The following is an 18,818-nucleotide window of genomic DNA, read 5'->3' as shown; positions in this document are numbered from 1 at the left end:
TGCTAAGCTAGCCACCATGACTTCTGCATCCGCACGTGGCCTGGCAACCATTACCCACGACGGCACCGTCTTGGACGTTTGGTTCCCAGCAGTTCATACCGATAAGCAAGTAGAGACCACCGGCACGACGCGTTTGGAGGAGACTCCGCAGCAGTTCTCCGCCCTCGTCGGCCCCGCTGAGGAGCGCGGCGTGGCCCGCGTGGCGGTGGAAACCTCCATCGCTGACCTCGACGAGGCCCCCACCGATACCTACGACGCCTACCTGCGCCTCCACCTGCTCTCTCACCGCGAGGTAAAGCCGCACGGCCTCAACATGGACGGCATCTTCCGCCACCTCAATAACGTGGTCTGGACCAACTACGGCCCCTGCGCCGTCTCCGATTTCCAGATGGTGCGCGGCCGCCTCGCCTCCCGCGGCCCCGTCGTGGTCTACTCCGTGGATAAGTTCCCCCGCATGGTGGACTACGTTGTTCCCTCCGGCGTACGCATCGGTGACGCCGACCGCGTCCGCTTGGGTGCCCACCTCGCAGAGGGCACCACGGTCATGCACGAGGGCTTCGTCAACTTCAACGCCGGTACCCTGGGCGCTTCCATGGTGGAAGGCCGCATTTCCGCGGGCGTCGTCGTGGGCGATGGCTCCGATATCGGCGGCGGCGCCTCCATCATGGGTACCCTGTCCGGCGGCGGCAAGGAAGTTATTTCCATCGGCGAGCGCTGCCTGCTCGGCGCCAACTCGGGTATTGGCATTTCGCTTGGCGATGACGCCGTTGTCGAAGCCGGCCTCTACGTCACCGCCGGCACCAAGGTCGCCGTCTTTGGCAAGGTGGCCGAGGCCCTGGGCGTCGGCAATGGCGAGGCCGTCAAGGGCTCCCAGCTCTCCGGCGCCTCCGGCCTGCTGCTGCGCCGCAATTCCGTCTCCGGTGCCGTCGAGGCCGTGGAGTGGAATGCCGAGGCCGTCGCGCTGAACGAGGACCTCCACAAGAACTAACGCCACCCCAATTCCCGTGCCCTGCGGCCGAGAAATACCATGGAGAAGTGTCTGATAACTCTTCTACCCTTGGTTCTGGCCTGAAGGTCCGCCACCTGACCATGATGGGGCTTGGCTCCACCATTGGCGCCGGTCTCTTCCTTGGCACGGGCGTCGGCATTTCCGCCGCCGGCCCAGCGGTGATCATCGCCTACGCGATCGCCGGCTTCCTCGCCATCCTCGTGATGCAAATGCTCGGAGAGATGGGAACGGTCATTCCCGCCTCCGGCTCCTTTTCCGAATACGCCGAGCACGGCATCGGCCGCTGGGCGGGCTTTACCCAAGGGTGGATTTACTGGTGCGCCACCGTCGCCGTCCTCGGCGCCGAAATCACCGGTGCCGCAGGTTTCATCGGCTCGTGGTTCGACGTCCCGCCCTGGATCCCCGCCGCCATCTGCGTCGCCGTCTTCGGCCTCGTCAACTTGCTGCGCGTGCGCACCTTCGGCGAGTTCGAGTACTGGTTCGCGCTCATCAAGGTCGTCGTCATCATCGCCTTCCTCATCATCGGCGTCCTCCTCATCTTCGGCCTCCTGCCCGGCCACACCCTCGTGGGCACATCCGTCTTCCTTGCCGATGGCTTCATGCCCAACGGCCTCGGCGGCGTCGCCGCCGGTCTGCTCGCCGTAGCCTTCGCCTTCGGTGGCATAGAGGTCGTCGCCATCGCCTCCGCCGAATCCGAGGACCCCGAAAGGTCCCTGGTCAACGCCGTGCGCTCCACCATTCTGCGCATCTCCGTGTTCTACTTGGGCTCCGTCCTCGTCATCACGTTCCTGCTTCCCTATTCCAGCCTGGATGCCGCCTCCACCGCCGCCGAATCGCCCTTTACCATGGTCCTCGACCGCGCCGGCATCCCCGGTGCCGCCGGCATCATGGAGGTCATCATCGTCCTCGCGCTGCTATCCGCCTTTAACGCGCAAATCTTCGCTTCCTCCCGCATGATGCACTCGCTCGCCGCCCGCGGCGAGGCCCCGCGCATCTTCGCCGCCACCAATTCCGAGGGCGTGCCCACCACCGCCATCGCCCTGTCCGTCGCACTGTCCGCGCTCATAGTCGTCCTCAACTACGCCGATACCGGCTGGTTGCTCACCTTCATGCTCAACGCCGCCGGCGCCTCCCTGCTCATCGTGTGGGTCTTCATCGCAGTCAGCCAGCTGCGCCTGCGCCGCCAACTCGAGGCCCTGCACCCCCTCCCAATCCGCATGTGGGCCTTCCCTTACCTCACCTGGTTCGCCCTCGCCCTCTTCGCAGCCATCGCGGTGCTCATGCTTACCGATGCCACCGCCCGCACCCAACTCCTCTCCGCCGCCGCCATGTTCGTAGTGCTCGCCATCGCGGGTGTGCTCAATTCCAAGGCCCGCGGCATCGACCCGACCTCCACGCTCCCGCTGACCTAGCGGCCACTCCCCGCCTCCGGCCCACCATCACTGCCTCACATCCAGATCACCGCGCCTGCCGCTCAACCCTCATCACCTGACGCCCCGCCCTCACTGCCCACCTCGCCCTCGCGCCATATCTGTGACACCCGCCCCCGCCCTTCGCGCTCACCCGCACTGGGCGGGGTGCTGCGTTTTCACCTCCCGGTGAGCGCGACGGGTGTGGGGCCGCCCCTCGCGGTCACGGGGAGGAGCAAATGGGCATCGGAAAGCGTGGGCGTGAGCGCAAAGGGTGGGCCGGGACCACACTCGCCTTTCGCGCTCACCAGGGGACGCTCCAGCGCACCCAAGTGGCCGCCGGTGAGCGCGAAGGGTGGCATGGCGGGAGGCATGGAGGGGGTGGAGGGAGTTATCCACAGGGCAGCGACGAGAATGGCGCGTGGGACCGCGAAATGGGCCGGTTATCCACAGGCTGGCGAAAGCCGCCTGGACGGGAAGGCGGCCGCTTCTTTAGGTTGAAGCCATGGGGGCATGGACGACCGCGCAGTTGCGCGAGCAGGGGCTGGGCAAGGACGCGATTCGGCGGCGGGTGCGCGCGGGCAATCTGTACCGCGTCCACCGGGGAATTTATACCGACGAGTGGTCGCCGCTGGCGGTGGCGAAGGCGCTGGTGTATGGGCTGAGCCGCATCCATTTTACGGGGAAGACCGCGCAGGAGATTCACCTTGACCGGCCGCTGACCTTTCCGCTGGAAGCGGAGGGGCCGCGCACGCTGCGCGGCAAGAATTTCCGCGTCTCGCATTCCCGGCTCAAGGCAACGAGCCTGGTCAAGGGGCTTCCGGTAGTGCAGGTTCTGTGGGCCGCGCGGAAGATTGCCAGGGCATGCGGCCCGCTGCTGGAGGAGTTTTATCGCGGCGAGAAGGGGCCCGGCCGGCTGGAGCGGGACCGCAAGCGAATGGGCCGGACACCGCGGGCGCTGAAGGAGACGATTCGACTCTCCGCCATCGGCGCGGATAGCCCGCCAGAGCGAAAGGTCAGCCGCGCGCTGCGCGCAGAAGGCATTTTCCCTGTTCACAACGCCCTGGTGTGTGGGTACCGGTTCGACCTATTGATGGGCAAGCTCATCGTGGAAATCGACGGCTGGACCTACCACAGCCACAGCGTCGCGTTCCAGGCCGACCGCTCCAAACAGAACGCCGCGACCGCACACGGGTACACGGTTTTGCGCTTTACTGCCGATGACGTCACGCACCACCTTGACCAAGTCATTCTCCTTATCAAAGCCACCCGTGACCTGCTCAAAGGCCGCAAGCCACAGCTGCCTATATCCGCCACCCAGCCGTATTGGCGCTGGCATTTATGCGTCTAACCCTTGCCATAATGTCAAGTTTGCTTTACATTAGGTCATGTAAACACGACAAGAGAGGTGATGATGTGGCCGGACAACCCAACATGGTCCGCAAGTGGCGGCGCTGGAGCGAATGGTCGCAAGGCGAACTAGCAGAGCGCGTCGGCGTCTCCCGGCAAACTATCGCAAATATCGAACGCGGCAACTACTCCCCGTCCGTGCACCTCGCATTGGACATCTGCCACGAACTAAGCAAAACAGTCGAAGAAATCTTTGGAGCTGAACAACATGATTAACGCCATCGCCAACATATCCCTCAACCAGATCGAGCGCGCCTCCACCGACGAGTTCGAGCGCGACATCCTCACCAAGGCCTCCGCCATCGCACTGACCCCAATCTCCTTCCTCGAGCTCATCGTCGCCGCCATCCTCGCCTGGTCCCTCCCCGGCCGCCTCAGCCTCCTCGCCCTCCTCGCCATCGTCCCCTCCATCGCCGGCACGTCCCTCAGCGCCGCCTGGATGCGCAGGCACATCGCCACCCCCACCGGCCGCTCCAACTGGACTTTGACCGCCCTCTACCTCATCCCGATGCTCCTCTGCTTCGCCGGCATCGCCTACCACGCCTACGCGCTTTCCGATGCCGCCGCCCCCTACCTCATCGGCGCCACCGTAGGTGCCATCACGTCCGTCCTCATCTCGCCCGCACTCCGACGGAAGCAAAACCGCCGCGACCAGTCCCGCCTCGACACCGAGCTCGAGGACTAATGCTCACTCCACCTCCAATACGCACTCCACCACCCGCCCTTCGCGCTCACCGCGGACGGCGGGTGGTTTCCGTTTGCTACGCCCCGTGAGCGCGAAGGGGTGCTAGCGTCAGCGGCTCCCGACCTCCCCACCCTTGCCGCTCATCGGGAGGAGGTTCCGCCGCCGGCAACCGTTGGCGGTGAGCGCGAAGGGCGAGGCCTCCCTTGCCGCCCACCGGGGGGCGAGCGCTGCGCACGAAGTCCACCTTCCCATGAGCGCGAAGGGAAGAGCGCCCCGCACGCACTTGCTTGACGATGCCCCTCCCCGCCCTTGCCGCTCACCGGCGGGTACAAAAAGACCCCAGCGCCCCACGCTGGTGAGTGCGAAGGGCGGCTGGGGCGGCTGGAGCCGTGCGGACGGCAGGGCCGTGGCCAGCGACGAAAGGTAGTTAAACCGGCGCGACCTCGTCGACGACGACTGGATTATTGGGCTTGGAGCGGAACGTCCAGAGCTTGTTGATGATGAAGTTGATGGGCATTGCCACGACGATGGAAATGGCCTGCGCCCAATAGGACTTGGTGCGCAATCCGGTGGAGTTATCGAAGACATCGGTTGGCAGCCCCACGGGCGAGTTGGGGTTCATGAGCAGCGTCAGGATGACCTGACTGACGATAAACGCCCCGATTCCCGCCAAAAGGAACGGGAAGAAACCGCGAATCCAAGAGACCTTGGACACGGTCCGGAAGGTCCACATGCGGTTGAGCTGGTAGTTCCAGGTATTGGCCACGAGGAAGGAGATGGTGGCAAAGACGTGGTACCAGCGGATGTGGAATGCAGAACCGAAGAGGTTCATGAAGGGATCCTCGGCAAAGATATCCGCCGCGCCGAACAACTTCTGCGCGAGAAAATACACGAAGAGGTTAACCGCGGTTCCCGAGCCGCCGACAAGACCGAACTTAAGGAATTGCCCAAAATTGGACGCAAAGCGCGCAACGCTGAGGTCTGCCATGGGCCGCCTTTCTTGCCGGAGGTTAGTAATTACCTGATTGTAGTTCCTAATCCCCGCGAACTGAAAAACTGACGCTCCGAATGTGATAAAGGATCTATAAAAGATATAGTTTCGTGCAGCAAGGAAAGCGGGCGCGAGAAGTCGTAGAGGCTGAGCGGACGCGGCGTGGGATAGGTGTCATCGCCGATGAGCGGGCGCCCAAGATGGTTCAGCAGCACCCGCAGCTGGTGCGTATGCCCCGTCCGCGGCCACACGGTCACCTCCCGCCCCGCAGCGCGCACATACGTCGAGGTCGGCGTGCCATTATCAGCCACGAGCACCTGCCTGCTGCCCCGCGGCTTGTGCATCGGCAGCCTGATTTCCTCATCGCAGAAAAGCGGCTGCTTGACGATGCCCCTATACCTCTTCACCGCCCTCCCCTCCAGGAAGATGCGCTGGTAGGCCGCGCGGGTCGCGGGATTGCGCGAGCAGATGACAAGACCTGCGGTGAGGCGGTCGAGGCGGTGAAGCGGCACGATATCGTCTTCGCCAAAGTCCACGCGCAGGCGGGTTTGCAGGGTTTCGCGCTGCAAGCGGCCATTCGTGGTGGTGGGAAGAAAGTGCGGTTTATCGGCAACAATGATGTCGTCATCCGCGTGGACGACGGTGTATCCAAAGGGGATCGGATCCTCCGGCGGGACGAAGGGGTGATACCACGCGGGAATGGGCCGCGGGAGGCTTGCACCCGCGGGAAGGAGGGTTCCCTCCGGAAAGGGTGAGTCCCCGGCACGGGCGGCCCAGTACTCGCCTTCTAAAGGAACGCGATCGCGCAAGACCACCTTGCGAGGAGAAATCCCCTCCCGCGCGGGCGGGCGAAAGGCGCGAGGCGAGTTAGGCACTGGCGAGGCGTTCGACGGCGGCGCGCACCCGCTCATCGGTGCCGTTTAAGCCAATGCGCACGTGTTGTGCGCCCGAGGGGCCGTAAAAATCGCCAGGTGCGGCGAGGATACCCAGGGAAGCCAACCAGTCGATGGTCTCGCGGCAGTCTTCGCCGCGGGTGACCCAGAGATACAGGCCGGCATCGGAGTGGTCGATGGTAAAGCCCGCCTTGATGAGCGCCTGCATCAATTCGGCGCGGCGCGCGGCGTAGCGCTGGCGCTGGAGGGCTTCGGTGGGGTCATCGTCAAGCGCGGCAACCATGGCCGCCTGAATCGGGCCTGGCACGATGAGTCCGGCGTGCTTGCGCAGCTCCAAGAGCTCCGCGATGAGGTCGTTATCGCCGGCGAAGAATCCGGCGCGGTAGGAGGCCATATTCGCGGACTTGGACAGCGAATGCATGGCGATTAGGCCGGTATTATCGCCGTCGGTCACGCGCGGATCCAGGATGGATACCGGCGGGTTGTCATCGTTCCAGCCCAAGCCCATATAGCACTCGTCGGAGGCGATGATGGCGCCCGTCGAGCGGGCCCAGGCCACGATGCGGCGCAGCTCCTCTACCCCAGCGACGCGGCCGGTGGGGTTGGACGGGGAGTTGATGAATACCAGGGAGGCGGCTTGAAAGTCCTCGTCAGCGCGCAGCGGAGTGGCCCCGGCGAGGAGGGCGCCGACCTCGTAGGTGGGATAGGCCACCGAGGGGAAGGCAACGGTCTCGCCGCGCATGCCCAACAGGGTGGGCAGCCACGCGATGGCCTCCTTCGTGCCTACCACGGGCAGGACGCGGTCCACGTCCATGCGGTAGCGGCGGCGGAGGGCGGAGGCGATGGCTTCGCGCAGCTCGGGCGTGCCCTGCGTTTGCGGGTAGCCGGGGGCCTCGGCGGCAGAGGATAGTGCCAGCTGCACGCCGGGGGCTACCGGATCTACGGGGTTGCCCACCGAAAGGTCAACGATTCCATCTGGGTGCGCCTGGGCCTTCTTTTTGGCACCAGCCAGCGAGTTCCAGGGAAAATCCGGAAGCGATTGTCCTAGCGGTGTGCGGGCCATGATTTACTCCTGATTCTGTGGGGGCAGCGCGGCTACCATTGACGCATCGAAATCTTGCGGGCCGAGGGCTGCCGCTCCACCGGGTGAGCCCAAGTCATCGAAGAATGCTGCGTTGGCATCGTTGTAATCGATCCACTCATCGGGTACGTCGTCCTCGTAGAAGATGGCCTCTACCGGGCATGCGGGCTCGCAGGCGCCGCAGTCCACGCACTCATCTGGGTGGATGTAGAGCATGCGCTTGCCTTCGTAAATGCAATCGACGGGGCATTCCTCAACACAGCCGCGGTCCATTACATCAACGCAAGGTTGAGCGATTGTATAAGTCATGGAGAATCCTTGAATCTTCCTGATTTCATGGGTTTGGGGATGAAATATAGTATGTCACTTCTGCTTTAGGAAAGGCCAAACGCCGCCGCCGATTCCGGCCAAAAGCAGGAGCAAGCTGAGAATATTATTGCCCACTATGACATCGCCGGTAATCGGAACCAGCAGCATAAGCCCGAAAAAGCCCAGGCCCCAGACTGTAAGCGGGATGGCTGCGATGTAAGTACTATCACTCCACAGCCGCGCGGTGCGGGTTAACACCACGTTGAATGCGGCGGCGATGACGATGGTGATGGGAAACGCGATGCTCGCGCCATCAGCCAGCGGAATCCGGGCGGTAAGGTAAATGACCTCTAGGAACAGCGATAGCAGAGCGCCGAGGGAGAGCCAGATAAGGCCGGTGACCTGCTCACCGCGGCTAAAATCAGTGCGCATTACAGCTCCCCTAGGAGGTCGGTTGCGGGCTCGCCCCGGCCGAGTTGGAAGTATTCGGCGCGCAGCAACGGCATGAGCAATCTATTGGACAGGCAGTAGGCCCCGGGCACCGCGGCTGGGTCGTGGACGGCAGCGACGGCGGCCTCGGGGTTGGTGGCGGTGGTGGTGCCATCGGCCAGCCAGATTTGCGTGGCGTGGGCGCGCATGGCGGCGCGTTTGGCGTTCAGGGCGGCATCGTCAAGCGCGAAGGCCAGATCCGCGCCGGCGGTGGTGAAATTATCCAGGTACGCGGCATCGGGCTTGCGCCAGCCCGCGGGCGCGTCGAGCGTGTCCAGGCCTGCGTAATTGGCGGCGCGGTCAAAGATCGCCCACCAGATGCGCGTGCTTGCCGATGCCGCCTTCTCCACCACCCTATGCACCGCCACGTGGTCCGGGTGGTTGTAGCCGCCATCTGGTCCGTAGGTCAGGATGGCGTGCGGCTGAAGAACCTCTAATTCCGTGCGGAGCAGATCTACTGCCTCATCCAAGCGATTGACCAACGCGCGGGGGTTGTCGTGGGAGGGCGATCCCGCCATGCCGGAATCGTGGAAGTGGCCGAATCCGCCCAGCTGGATGCCTTCTACTCCTAAGGCAGTGAGGGCGCAGGCCAATTCGCGGGCGCGGAAGCCACCGAGCTGGTGGTGCTCGGCGAGCCCTTTATAAGGCGCGCCGATCACCTCGCCGTCCTCACCAAGGGTGAGGGTGATGACCGTGACCTGCGCCCCGCGCGCGGCGAGCGTGGCGAGGGTGCCGCCGGTAAAAAGCGTTTCATCATCGGGGTGCGCGTGCACTGCAACTACGCGGTAGCCCGCCAAGTCCTTAGTCCTCATCTATCCTCCAAACCGGCGCGGTGACCAGACCTTTATCCCAATCATCAATACTTTGGCCGGGGCCTACAATACCCTCCCCCAGCGCGTGCACACGCGTTTCATCTAAGAGCGGGACGTATAACACGTCCTGGGCGTTGATCTCGCGGATTCGCCCCAGCGCGGTTGAGGGGCTTATCTTTCCGGAAAGGATGTCCATGCGCGTTGCGGCGGCGTTATCGGGGCAGAACCCGGAGAGATCGCCAGCGAGCGGTTCGTCTTCGGCACAGTTGAAGATATTCGCGGCCGACAGCGAGGTTAAGGTGATATCCTCCCAGGTCACGACCGCATCCACCTTGCCTTCAGGAAGCAGCTTAGAGGTAATGGTAGTAAGCCTATCGGTGGTGACCTCGGCGGGGATGCCGTGAGCCTCGAGGACATCGTAAAGCGTATTCGCCGCAGCCAAAGCCGTGGGGCTGGTCGGATCGACGGCGAAGCGGATGGGCTTCTTGCTGGCGCGCTCGCGCAGGGCCGTCAGGTTCGCCTCCCCGGAGACCGGATTATGCCCGGCCTTCAGGTTGGAGGCGCGGCCGGTGGCGAGCCGGGCAACCTGTTCGGTATCGATAAGCGAGGCCACCCCGCGCCGCGCGGCCGCATCCTCAAGGGCGCCCTGCTCGGTGGACATGTGCAAGCGCAGCTGGCGCGGCCGAGTGACCGTCTTATCGCTCACGTGCCCCAGCAGGCCAAGCGCTTCCTGCGAGGTCTGATCCGGGGTGAAGTCCGCGAAGCCAATCTGGCCAGAGCGCAGCATATTCAGCGCCTGGGTGCTATCGCGCACCTCGCGCAGCTGGACGACGTCGATGTGGGCGGGGTCGGCGCCCCAGAAGCGGTCATTGCGGTTGAGGGTGATAACCCCGCGGCTGCGGTCCACGCTATCGACCGAGAAACGGCCGGCGGAGGCGGGAATGTCATTGGCCAGCACCGAGTCAAAATCGGAATTTTGCAGCAGGTGTGAGGGAAGGAGCTGGTTGAATAGCTGCTTCCAATCTTTAACGCGCTCTGCAAAATCCACCGTGACCACGCGCCCACCATCGGATGTGGTCACCGCGGAAATGGCGCGGTACCCCGCCGGGTCCTTGACGCCTGCGGTCGTGGTCATCTTCTTCCACAAGTAGCTGAAATCCGCCCCGGAAATCGGGGTGCCATCGGACCACTGTGCCGGAGAGGCGATGACGTAGCGTACCCGCTGGGCCACGCCCTCCGGCGCGGTGACCTCCGCGGCAGATTCCAGGACGTCTGTATCCATGCGCCCCCAGTGGAACGTTGACGGCAAAACCAGCTCGGCGATTTGATCCACGAGCTCAGAGTTATTGGCCACCAGGTGTGGGTTGAGGCCGGCGCGCAGCGGATCGACGCCGATGGAAATGGTAGGCCGCGACTCATCTTCCTCCGCGCGCGGCGGCTCGTTATCCGTCGTGGCCGTGGAGGATTCCGTTTCCTGGGCGGTAGATTCCTGTTCGTCCGAGTCTTCTACCACCGGCGGTGGGCCAGGATTGGCCGAGCACCCGCTGACAAACGCGAGGCCGATGGCGGCAGTGGCAGCCAGTGCACGAGCCTTGAGACTATTTTTCATCGCGGACTACTTTAGTACCTTCTTCCCGCCACACGAAGATTCTGCGCGCTAAACTCGGGCAAAATCACTGTTGAAGGGATCGCCGCCACCATGCTTATCTGCCAAGAAATGTTCCTCCTGCTTACCAAGGACAACGGTAAAAAGGAAGTACTGTCCAATAATGAGACCGCCCTGCGCGCCGGCCTTTTTAGCGATCTGCTCCTGCACGATGCGGTTGCCATAACTGCAAAGAATAAGGTGCACGCCACGGATAAGAAGCCGGAGCATCCGGTGCTTGCCTGGGCATCGGATAGCCTGCACGAGCACCGGACCAGCTCGGTCAAGGCTCTGCTGCAGGCGCGATGGTTCTCCCCGCGCGGGAAGATTGCCCAGGATTTTCGGGACCGCGGCCAATTGGAAATTGAGGATTCCGCGTGGTGGCAGCTCGGCGGCGATCGTTACATCATGACGGATACGGCGCTAGAAGATGGCGTGCGCGAGAGGCTCGCTGCGGTGCTTGACGGCACCGAAGCCCCTAGCGCCAAGGACGTCATCATCTTGGATATCCTCCGCGAAATTAGGGGCGCCTATCCCTTGCTCAAGGAGGACGCGCCCGAGATGAAACGCCGGGAGATGCGCAACCGCATTAAAGAATTAAAGCAGCAGGTGGAATACGACGATGCCGCCGCCTCTGCGGTAAAAACCATACTGCAGGAGACGACGGCGATTATCGCGGCGGCTGCGGTATCAACCGCAGGCACTACTTAGGACGGCAGATTACTTCTTCATCTGCTTAGCGCGGGAAGCGGCGCGCTTGCGGTCGGTGGCGGAAAGCTCCAGCTTGCGCACGCGCAGCACGTCTGGGGCGACCTCGACGCACTCGTCGTTGCCACAGAATTCCAGCGCCTCTTCCAGCGAGAGCGTGTGGGCCTTGGCCAGAGTGACCGTGGCGTCTGCGGTGGCAGAGCGCATATTGGTCAGCTTCTTTTCCTTGGTGATGTTGATGTCAATATCCTCATCGCGGTTATTGGCACCGACCACCATGCCTTCGTAGGCCTCGGCGCCTGGCTCGACGAAGAAGTTGCCGCGGTCAGCCAGCTGCATCAGTGCGTACTGGGTGATCTGGCCGGTGCGGTCAGCCACGAGGGAGCCAGTGGCGCGGGACTTGATCTCGCCGGCCCACAGATCGAGGCCATCGGAGATGGAGTTGGCGATGCCGGCACCGCGGGTTTCGGTCATGAACTGGGTGCGGAAACCGATGAGGCCACGGGCGGGAACGCGGAAGATCATGCGTACCCAGTCGCCTTCGCGCACGTCCATGGACTGCATCTGGCCCTTGCGGGAGGCCAGCAGCTGGGTGATGGCACCCTGGTGCTCCGACGGGGAGTCGATGGTGAGGATCTCATAAGGCTCGTAGGTCTTTCCATCGATCTGCTGGGTCACAACCTGCGGCTTACCGATGGTCAGCTCGAAGCCCTCGCGGCGCATGGACTCGATGAGCACGGAGAGAGCCATCTCGCCGCGGCCCTGAACCTCCCAGGTATCGGGGCGCTCGGTGGGCAGCACGCGCAGGGAGACGTTACCGATAAGCTCCTGCTCCAAGCGGGCCTTGACCATGCGGGCGGTCAGCTTGGTGCCGCCGCCGCGGCCTGCCATCGGCGAGGTGTTCACACCGATGGTCATGGAGATGGCTGGCTCGTCAACGGTGATGCGCGGCAGGGCCTCGGGGTTTTCTGGATCGGCGATGGTATCACCAATCATGACATCGGAAATACCAGAGATAGCGACGATATCGCCGGCGATAGCCTCTTCGGCCGGCTGGCGCTCGAAGCCGACGGTGCGCAGCAGCTCGGCCACCTTGACCGTCTTGGTGTGCTGGTTGCCCTCATCGTCGTAGTGAATCCAGGCCACCTGCTGGCCCTTCTTGATGCGGCCGGCGTAGATGCGCAGCAGCGCGATACGGCCGAGGAAGTCGGAGGCGTCCAGGTTGGTCACGTGCGCCTGCAGAGGGGCATCGACGGTAGCGGAAGGCTCGGGCAGGACGTTGTAGATGACATCGAAAAGCGCCTGCAGGTCCTCGCTATCGGGAACGTTGCCATCGCCCGGGTTCTCGGTGGAGGCAACGCCGGCGCGGCCAGAGGCGTACAGGACCGGGAGATCGAGCAGCTCTTCGGCGGCGGCTGCGGCTTCCTCGTCCTCGAGGCCGGCGGCGATTTCCAGCAGCAGGTCCTGGGACTCGGTGACAACCTCATCGATGCGGGCATCGGGGCGGTCAGTCTTGTTCACACAGACGATGACCGGCAGCTTGGCCTCTAGCGCCTTGGTCAGGACGAAGCGGGTCTGTGGGAGGGGACCCTCAGAGGCATCGACAAGCAGCACGACGCCGTCCACCATGGAAATGCCGCGCTCAACCTCGCCGCCGAAGTCGGCGTGGCCCGGGGTGTCGATGACGTTGATGATGAGGTCTGCGCCGTCCTTGCCCAGACCCTGGCGGCGGATGGCCGTGTTCTTGGCCAAAATGGTAATGCCGCGCTCGCGCTCCTGATCGTTGGAGTCCATGACGCGGTCCGTGTGCTCACCGTGTTCGCCAAAGGCACCGGACTGCTCCAGCATGCCGTTGACCAACGTGGTCTTGCCATGGTCAACGTGCGCGACAATGGCAACATTACGGAACTCGGTATTACTCACTAGTTGGGTTCTCCTTCGGAGGATCTACAAGCGCTGGTGCGCGAGAAATGTTCTTGAACGACGTCCTACGATACCCCCTAACAGGGCATAGTGCAGCATCGGGGAGCCAAGACGCGACCTATGCCACCCCGTAACGTCTCGCGCGCTCGAAACGACCTAGTACTTGACACTTCCCAGCGGATCACTATCGTTACTAGAGTTATTACTGTTACTGCTGTGACTGGTGGGACTATTCTGCTTCCCCTCCGCGAGACAATAAGGACCTGATACCGTGAGCCACGCCCGAACTTCTTGGCGCCTAAGCGGGCGCACCGGTTACATCGCCGCTGCCACCGCCGCACTTATTGGCCTCGCTTCTCCCCTGGTAGCGCCCGCGCAGGCCTTCGCCCCGGATCTCTCCTCACTGGCACAGCAGCACATGCCCGCCAGCCCCTTAGATGAGCTCGGCCGCCCCACCCCGGAGACCCAGGACCGCGTGCGCGCCTTTGCCGCGCAGCCGTGGATCCCTGAAGACGCCCGCAATGCGATCTTGTCTGCCTTGGACTTCTTTGCTGGCACCGGCGATGGAGATGGCGGCGTTCCGATGCCGCAGGGCGATAACCCGCACTTCCGGCAATTTTATTGGCCTACCGTCTCCGCGCACTGCATCGGCGGCACCAACGCCGCCACCGGCTCTGCCATCGCGGTACCTGGCCCTACGGAAATTCCCGCCCCCGGCGCCGGCGAGGGCGAGACCGCCTTCCTCTTTACCGCCTTGGGCACCCCACCGGCAGCACCAGACCAAGGAGGAATGAACGTGCAGTGGTTTAATATCAATACCCTGCAAAGCGGCATTACCCCGCTGCACAATAACGGCATCAACCAGGATGGGCCCACGACGCTGTCTGGCACGGCCCACACCGGCAAGGGCCTGGTCGTTGCGCTGCTCTCCGGTTCCGTTAATACCACCGAGGCGCGATGCGATTTCGCCCCCACCGCCGCCTTCCTAGAGGTGAAGTAATGGCCGTTGATCTCCACCCAGTCAAGCGGGAGACTTTTAATACTGCGGACTTCACCAATACCGATCCCAAGGGCTACCTGCGCCAAGTCGATACCTACACTGAAACCGAGTTCGGCCTGTACATGGCGCGCGGCGCCGATCACCCGCGTTTTGGCTACCTCGAATCCTGGCTGCTGCCAAGCCTCAACCTGCGCGCAAATATTTTTCACTTCCGCACCGGCATTGAGGTAGAGCAGGACTTTTATATCGACGTCGCAGAAATCCAGCGCCAGGGCAACGAATGGACCACCCGCGATCTCTACGTTGATCTGGTGACCACCACCGGCGAGCCCATCACCGTCCTCGACATCGACGAGCTCTCCGCGGCGACGTCTGCCGGCCTCATTTCCGCCGAGGACGCCGAGCTCGCCATCGACACCACCCTGAACGCGGTCGAGGGAATTACCCGCCACGGCGACGATGCGATGGCCTGGCTTGCCCACCACGGCATAGACTTGTCTTGGTCAGACAACATAACTTTAGCCCCCGAAGGATAAGCCATGGCCGGTGGCCTTTTTGCCCTGCTTGACGATGTCGCCTTAATTGCCCGCGCCGCCGCCTCCAGCGTCGACGATGTGGCCGCCTTAGGCGGCAAGACATCCATGAAGGCCCTCGGCGTCGTCGTCGATGATGCCGCAGTAACCCCGCAATACGTCGAGGGCATCAAACCGCAGCGCGAGCTGCCGATGATCTGGCGCATCACCAAGGGCTCGCTTATCAACAAGCTCGTCATCATCCTGCCGATTGCGATGATCCTGTCTTGGATCGCGCCGTGGGCGCTCACGCCCATCTTGATGTGTGGCGGTACCTATTTGTGCTTCGAAGGCGCGGAAAAGATCCTCTCCTTCTTCCACTCCAGCCCAAGCGATGCCACCGATACCGTCCAGCACAAGGGCCCCGAGGCCGAAGATAGCCTGGTGAAATCCGCCATCACCACCGATCTCATCCTGTCTGCTGAGATCATGGTGATTTCCTTAAATGAGGTCATCGATCAGCCCTTCTGGCTGCGCCTTGGCGCGCTCATCGCCGTCGGCGTCATCTTGACCTTGGGCGTCTACGGCGCCGTGGGATTGCTGGTCAAGATGGATGACATCGGCCTGGCCTTAACCCGGCGCCGCGATGGCAATTCCCTGCTAGGCAATGCCTTGGTCAAGGGCATGCCCATCGTGCTGGATATCATCGGCATCATCGGCACCGCCGCCATGCTGTGGGTAGGCGGGCATATCGTCACCACAGGCCTGCATGAATTCGGAGTAGACCAGCCACATGGGTTTATCGAGGCCGCCACTGAACACATCCACAATGGCGCGCTGAGCTGGCTGGCCGAAACCGGCCTGTCCATGGTGTGCGGGCTCATCCTCGGCCTCGTCATCGCCAGCATCGTCATGGCCGTCAAAGCCTCAACCGGCTCGCCGTCTGCCACCTCAGAAGCGCAACACTAAATTACATAAACAGCATGAGCGATACTGCCATAATGGCCATGCCGGCGATAAGGCCGTAGATGGCGTAGTGGTGCTCGCCGGTTTCTTCCGCGGTGGGAAGCAGCTCATCGAGGGAAATAAACACCATGATTCCTGCCACGGCGGCAAAGCTAATGCCCATGGTGGCCGGACCCAATACCGGCATGAGCAGGCCAAATCCGATGAGCGCGCCCAGCGGTTCAGCCAGCCCTGAAAGAGTGGCCCACCAGAAGCCCTTCTTGCGCGAGCCGGTCGCCTCCCGCAGTGGCACCGCGACGGCGATGCCTTCCGGGATATTGTGGATGGCAATCGCCACGGCCACCGGCACCGCAATCTCCTTAGACTCCAGGCCTGATAAGAAGGTGGCAAAGCCCTCCGGAAAATTGTGCAGGCCCAGCGCTACCGCAGTAAATACGCCCGTCTTCATCAACCTGCCGCGCCGGGCATCTTCTTCGGTCGTGCCCGGTTCGTGCGGGTTGATTTCTTCTGGCACCATTCGGTCAATAATCGCGATGACCGCAATACCGGCGAAGAAGGCGCCTACCGCGGCCCAGGTACCGGATTTCTCGCTTCCGAGGGCATCGCTAAGTTGCTCTGTGCCCTCCGGCAGGATTTCCATGAAGGAGACATAAAGCATCACACCCGCCGAAAGGCCCAGGGCCGCAGCCATAAATGCGGGCCCTGGCTGGCGCTTTCCCACAGCCAGCGCTCCGCCGATGGAGGTGGACAGGCCTGACAGCAGGACCAGGCCGAAGGCGAAGGCGAACGTGGACAAGGTCATAGTCTGTGACTGTACCTGACAATAATTATCAAGCCTTAATGAGCTGGCGGGGTCTGCGTATCGTCTTCGGCGGAGCCAGATACGAACTCACCATCGGCCACCGAAGGATCATCATCCACGTAGCGGCCGGCTTCGTAGTCATATCCGATGGCATGGCCTTCCTCATCGGTGCGCGCGTACCACTCGGTGACCTCCGCGGCAGTGGAGTTAAACTTGCCACCGGTAGCATAATCAGAATCATCATCGGTGGGTTCGACAGTAAGGGCAAAGTTGTCACCGTATTCGCGCACACCGTGGATAACGGCATTAGAGACAGCTTCTTCCGCATAATAATCGCGGATCGCTGCAGGATCATGTCGCAATTCCCGTACGAGGGCAATGCACATGAGCACGATAATGACGGCGAACGGCAGGGCCGTGACGGTGATCAAGTTTTGCAAGCCTTGCAGCGCATTTTTGCCGCCAGCTAATAGGATCACAACGGCAATGCCGGCCATGCAAATAACCCAGAAAATCGTTACCAGAGGCTTCGGCTGGGGATTGCCGCGCTGTGTCAGTTGGGAATTGACGATGGACGCAGAGTCGGCCGTGGTGATGAAAAATACCACGAGCATGAGGATGACAATCGGAGCCATCCATTCTGATCCGGGAAAGTGATCCAAAACGGTAAAGAACATATCTTCTGCTGCAGGCATGGAATCGATAGTGCCGTCTGGGGCAATATCGCCATCGCGGCGCTGCAGCCAAATGGTGGTACCGCCCAAGATGGTGAAGGCACAGACAATGATGGCAGATGGAATTAATAACACGCCGAGAACAAATTGCCGGATGGTGCGCCCGCGGGAAATTTTGGCCACGAATACGCCAACGAATGGTGACCATGACACCCACCATGCCCAGTAAAAAGTAGTCCAAGACGACAAAAAGGACACCATGTCTTCGCTCTGGCCCATGTTCGCGGAGAGCATATTGGGCATTTCACCGAGGTATTCGACGATGACGGCGGGCAGCATATTCGCTAGGAAGGCTGTGGGGCCGATGACAAAGAAAAAGAGGGCGAGTGCCAATGCCAATACCAGATTGATATTGGAAAGCCACCGAATTCCCTTCGCCACACCGGATACGGCGGAAAAGATGGTGCCGATAGAAAGCACAACGATGATAATGAGCGCCGCGGTATTTCCGGCGGTGGACCATCCGCTGACGATCTCCACTCCGCGGCCAATTTGCAGGGCGCCGATACCCAGAGTGGCTGCAGTGCCAAAGAGCGTTGCGATAATCGCTAAGCCATCAATGATTCGCGCCGGTGCGGAATCCGTAGATCGATTGCCAAAAAGCGGCATTAAGATGGAGCTCATCAGCGGTACACGACCACGGCGGAAGGAGACGTACGCTACGCAGAGCCCGACGATGGCGTAGATAGCCCAAGCATTAATCCCCCAGTGCATGGCGGCTTGGGCCATAGCACCCATGACAGCGTCATCACTTGCGGCTTCATAGGCGCCTGGCCGCGGTGAAAGATAGTAGCTCAGGGGCTCAAAAGGTCCGAAGAAAATGATGCCGATGCCGATGCCCGCGCCAAATAGCATGGCCGCCCAGCTAAGAGTGGAGAACTCTGGCTTTTCCCCATCGACGCCGAGCGGAATCTTGCCGTACCTTGAAAACGCCAAGATGAGCAGCAAAAACATCAAGCATGTTGCCAGCGCAGTAAAGATCCATCCGAGGTTACGCATGACCCAATCCAGGGCAGCGGAAGAAGAATCAAACACCTGCTCTGGAGCAAGGACTCCCCACAGCACGAAGGCGACGATGAGCCCACCCACGACGCTCAGGATGGTTTTATCCACGCCATATTTAATCTTTTGATCTTCAACAGATACGCCTGGAACGAGGGCCGGATGGATATTGTGCGGGTACGTAATTTCCCGGAGGATACGCTTGGCTCCGCGCACGCGCTTGCGGCTTTCTGCGGTGTTATTCACCCCATCATCCGGGTTGGTTCCGGGCTGAGGTGTGGATGTAGAAGAGATAGCACCTGCTCCTATTCGTTTATTCAAAAATCAACAACCGAGAGGTGCCTATACATTAACCAAATCTCGCGAAAATTACCGGATGAGGATGCCATTACCCCCACATGCGTAAAATAAATAGCACCCTTCATGCCAGCATTTAAC

Annotated in this window: 19 protein-coding genes; 9 read left to right on the top strand and 10 right to left on the bottom strand. The window is 62.0% G+C overall.

Annotation, left to right across the window (positions count from 1 at the left end; all coding sequences use genetic code 11):
- Positions 1-16: 16 nt before the first annotated feature.
- From dapD to ABRP86_RS04180, 5 genes are all read left to right on the top strand, one after another.
- Complete coding sequence (dapD, locus tag ABRP86_RS04200; protein ID WP_349862636.1) at positions 17-988, top strand: 2,3,4,5-tetrahydropyridine-2,6-dicarboxylate N-succinyltransferase; 972 nt, start codon at positions 17-19, stop codon at positions 986-988.
- Positions 989-1,089: 101 nt separating this feature from the next.
- Positions 1,090-2,421 (top strand): amino acid permease, encoded by a 1,332-nt coding sequence (locus ABRP86_RS04195; protein WP_349862712.1) that lies wholly within the window; start codon positions 1,090-1,092, stop codon positions 2,419-2,421.
- Between the two features lie 502 nt (positions 2,422-2,923).
- Positions 2,924-3,769, top strand: coding sequence for a type IV toxin-antitoxin system AbiEi family antitoxin domain-containing protein (locus tag ABRP86_RS04190; protein WP_298693909.1), 846 nt, complete (start codon positions 2,924-2,926; stop codon positions 3,767-3,769).
- A gap of 65 nt (positions 3,770-3,834) precedes the next feature.
- Positions 3,835-4,044 (top strand): helix-turn-helix transcriptional regulator, encoded by a 210-nt coding sequence (locus tag ABRP86_RS04185; protein ID WP_298693911.1) that lies wholly within the window; start codon positions 3,835-3,837, stop codon positions 4,042-4,044.
- Positions 4,037-4,513 (top strand): transcriptional regulator, encoded by a 477-nt coding sequence (locus ABRP86_RS04180; RefSeq protein ID WP_349862634.1) that lies wholly within the window; start codon positions 4,037-4,039, stop codon positions 4,511-4,513. The genes ABRP86_RS04185 and ABRP86_RS04180 overlap by 8 nt, the downstream gene beginning before the upstream one ends.
- 427 nt (positions 4,514-4,940) lie before the next feature.
- Here the strand turns inward: ABRP86_RS04180 and ABRP86_RS04175 are convergent, their stop codons facing one another.
- Genes ABRP86_RS04175 through ABRP86_RS04145 form a run of 7 tightly spaced genes read right to left on the bottom strand, consistent with a single transcriptional unit; the run spans position 4,941 to position 10,697 of the window.
- Positions 4,941-5,501: a GtrA family protein gene (locus ABRP86_RS04175; protein WP_298693915.1), complete on the bottom strand. Its 561-nt coding sequence runs from the start codon at positions 5,499-5,501 to the stop codon at positions 4,941-4,943.
- 29 nt (positions 5,502-5,530) lie between these two features.
- Positions 5,531-6,319: a pseudouridine synthase gene (locus ABRP86_RS04170; protein ID WP_298693937.1), complete on the bottom strand. Its 789-nt coding sequence runs from the start codon at positions 6,317-6,319 to the stop codon at positions 5,531-5,533.
- A gap of 52 nt (positions 6,320-6,371) precedes the next feature.
- Positions 6,372-7,460, bottom strand: a complete 1,089-nt coding sequence (dapC, locus tag ABRP86_RS04165; RefSeq protein ID WP_349862632.1) for a succinyldiaminopimelate transaminase — start codon at positions 7,458-7,460, stop codon at positions 6,372-6,374.
- 3 nt (positions 7,461-7,463) lie between these two features.
- Positions 7,464-7,787, bottom strand: coding sequence for a ferredoxin (gene fdxA / locus ABRP86_RS04160; protein ID WP_023017724.1), 324 nt, complete (start codon positions 7,785-7,787; stop codon positions 7,464-7,466).
- Positions 7,788-7,841: 54 nt separating this feature from the next.
- Entirely contained in the window at positions 7,842-8,219 is a 378-nt protein-coding gene (locus ABRP86_RS04155) for a hypothetical protein (protein ID WP_349862630.1), read from the bottom strand.
- Positions 8,219-9,088 (bottom strand): PIG-L family deacetylase, encoded by an 870-nt coding sequence (locus tag ABRP86_RS04150; RefSeq protein WP_349862628.1) that lies wholly within the window; start codon positions 9,086-9,088, stop codon positions 8,219-8,221. Before ABRP86_RS04150 ends, ABRP86_RS04155 begins: the two co-directional genes overlap by 1 nt.
- A complete protein-coding gene (locus tag ABRP86_RS04145) occupies positions 9,078-10,697 on the bottom strand; it encodes an ABC transporter family substrate-binding protein (protein ID WP_349852584.1) in 1,620 nt (539 codons plus the stop codon). Before ABRP86_RS04145 ends, ABRP86_RS04150 begins: the two co-directional genes overlap by 11 nt.
- Before the next feature lie 90 nt (positions 10,698-10,787).
- On the opposite strand from ABRP86_RS04145, the gene ABRP86_RS04140 reads away from it, so the two are divergent.
- Complete coding sequence (locus ABRP86_RS04140) at positions 10,788-11,444, top strand: GOLPH3/VPS74 family protein (RefSeq protein WP_349862626.1); 657 nt, start codon at positions 10,788-10,790, stop codon at positions 11,442-11,444.
- A 9-nt stretch (positions 11,445-11,453) separates the two neighbouring features.
- On the opposite strand, the gene typA is transcribed toward ABRP86_RS04140, so the two are convergent.
- Complete coding sequence (gene typA / locus ABRP86_RS04135; protein WP_349862624.1) at positions 11,454-13,364, bottom strand: translational GTPase TypA; 1,911 nt, start codon at positions 13,362-13,364, stop codon at positions 11,454-11,456.
- A 271-nt stretch (positions 13,365-13,635) separates the two neighbouring features.
- Between typA and ABRP86_RS04130 the strand changes: the two genes are divergently transcribed.
- From ABRP86_RS04130 to ABRP86_RS04120, 3 genes are read left to right on the top strand one after another with little or no spacing between them, the layout of a single operon-like run.
- Positions 13,636-14,364 (top strand): Rv1157c family protein, encoded by a 729-nt coding sequence (locus tag ABRP86_RS04130; RefSeq protein WP_349862622.1) that lies wholly within the window; start codon positions 13,636-13,638, stop codon positions 14,362-14,364.
- Positions 14,364-14,900, top strand: coding sequence for a ribonuclease FAU-1 family protein (locus tag ABRP86_RS04125; RefSeq protein WP_023026235.1), 537 nt, complete (start codon positions 14,364-14,366; stop codon positions 14,898-14,900). The genes ABRP86_RS04130 and ABRP86_RS04125 overlap by 1 nt, the downstream gene beginning before the upstream one ends.
- A 3-nt stretch (positions 14,901-14,903) precedes the next feature.
- On the top strand, positions 14,904-15,845 hold the full coding sequence (locus ABRP86_RS04120) for a DUF808 domain-containing protein (RefSeq protein WP_023026233.1): 942 nt from the start codon (positions 14,904-14,906) through the stop codon (positions 15,843-15,845).
- A 1-nt stretch (position 15,846) separates the two neighbouring features.
- On the opposite strand, the gene zupT is transcribed toward ABRP86_RS04120, so the two are convergent.
- Both zupT and ABRP86_RS04110 read right to left on the bottom strand, forming a co-directional pair.
- Positions 15,847-16,644: a zinc transporter ZupT gene (gene zupT, locus ABRP86_RS04115; RefSeq protein ID WP_023026231.1), complete on the bottom strand. Its 798-nt coding sequence runs from the start codon at positions 16,642-16,644 to the stop codon at positions 15,847-15,849.
- 35 nt (positions 16,645-16,679) lie between these two features.
- Positions 16,680-18,626 carry a BCCT family transporter gene (locus ABRP86_RS04110; RefSeq protein ID WP_349862620.1) on the bottom strand — a complete coding sequence of 649 codons (1,947 nt, stop codon included), beginning with the start codon at positions 18,624-18,626 and terminating at the stop codon, positions 16,680-16,682.
- Positions 18,627-18,818 lie beyond the last annotated feature (192 nt).

Source organism: Corynebacterium sp. KPL3927 (genome assembly GCF_040225835.1).
Classification (GTDB): Bacteria; Actinomycetota; Actinomycetes; order Mycobacteriales; family Mycobacteriaceae; genus Corynebacterium.
This window is presented reverse-complemented; position numbering and strand designations above follow the sequence as displayed.

Coding starts and splice junctions, on each gene's coding strand:
- dapD (WP_349862636.1), top strand. CDS start 17: ATGACTTCTGCATCCGCACGTGGCCTGGCAACCATTACCCACGACGGC.
- ABRP86_RS04195 (WP_349862712.1), top strand. CDS start 1,090: ATGATGGGGCTTGGCTCCACCATTGGCGCCGGTCTCTTCCTTGGCACG.
- ABRP86_RS04190 (WP_298693909.1), top strand. CDS start 2,924: ATGGGGGCATGGACGACCGCGCAGTTGCGCGAGCAGGGGCTGGGCAAG.
- ABRP86_RS04180 (WP_349862634.1), top strand. CDS start 4,037: ATGATTAACGCCATCGCCAACATATCCCTCAACCAGATCGAGCGCGCC.
- ABRP86_RS04175 (WP_298693915.1), bottom strand. CDS start 5,501: ATGGCAGACCTCAGCGTTGCGCGCTTTGCGTCCAATTTTGGGCAATTC.
- dapC (WP_349862632.1), bottom strand. CDS start 7,460: ATGGCCCGCACACCGCTAGGACAATCGCTTCCGGATTTTCCCTGGAAC.
- fdxA (WP_023017724.1), bottom strand. CDS start 7,787: ATGACTTATACAATCGCTCAACCTTGCGTTGATGTAATGGACCGCGGC.
- ABRP86_RS04155 (WP_349862630.1), bottom strand. CDS start 8,219: ATGCGCACTGATTTTAGCCGCGGTGAGCAGGTCACCGGCCTTATCTGG.
- ABRP86_RS04150 (WP_349862628.1), bottom strand. CDS start 9,088: ATGAGGACTAAGGACTTGGCGGGCTACCGCGTAGTTGCAGTGCACGCG.
- ABRP86_RS04145 (WP_349852584.1), bottom strand. CDS start 10,697: ATGAAAAATAGTCTCAAGGCTCGTGCACTGGCTGCCACTGCCGCCATC.
- ABRP86_RS04140 (WP_349862626.1), top strand. CDS start 10,788: ATGCTTATCTGCCAAGAAATGTTCCTCCTGCTTACCAAGGACAACGGT.
- ABRP86_RS04125 (WP_023026235.1), top strand. CDS start 14,364: ATGGCCGTTGATCTCCACCCAGTCAAGCGGGAGACTTTTAATACTGCG.
- ABRP86_RS04120 (WP_023026233.1), top strand. CDS start 14,904: ATGGCCGGTGGCCTTTTTGCCCTGCTTGACGATGTCGCCTTAATTGCC.
- zupT (WP_023026231.1), bottom strand. CDS start 16,644: ATGACCTTGTCCACGTTCGCCTTCGCCTTCGGCCTGGTCCTGCTGTCA.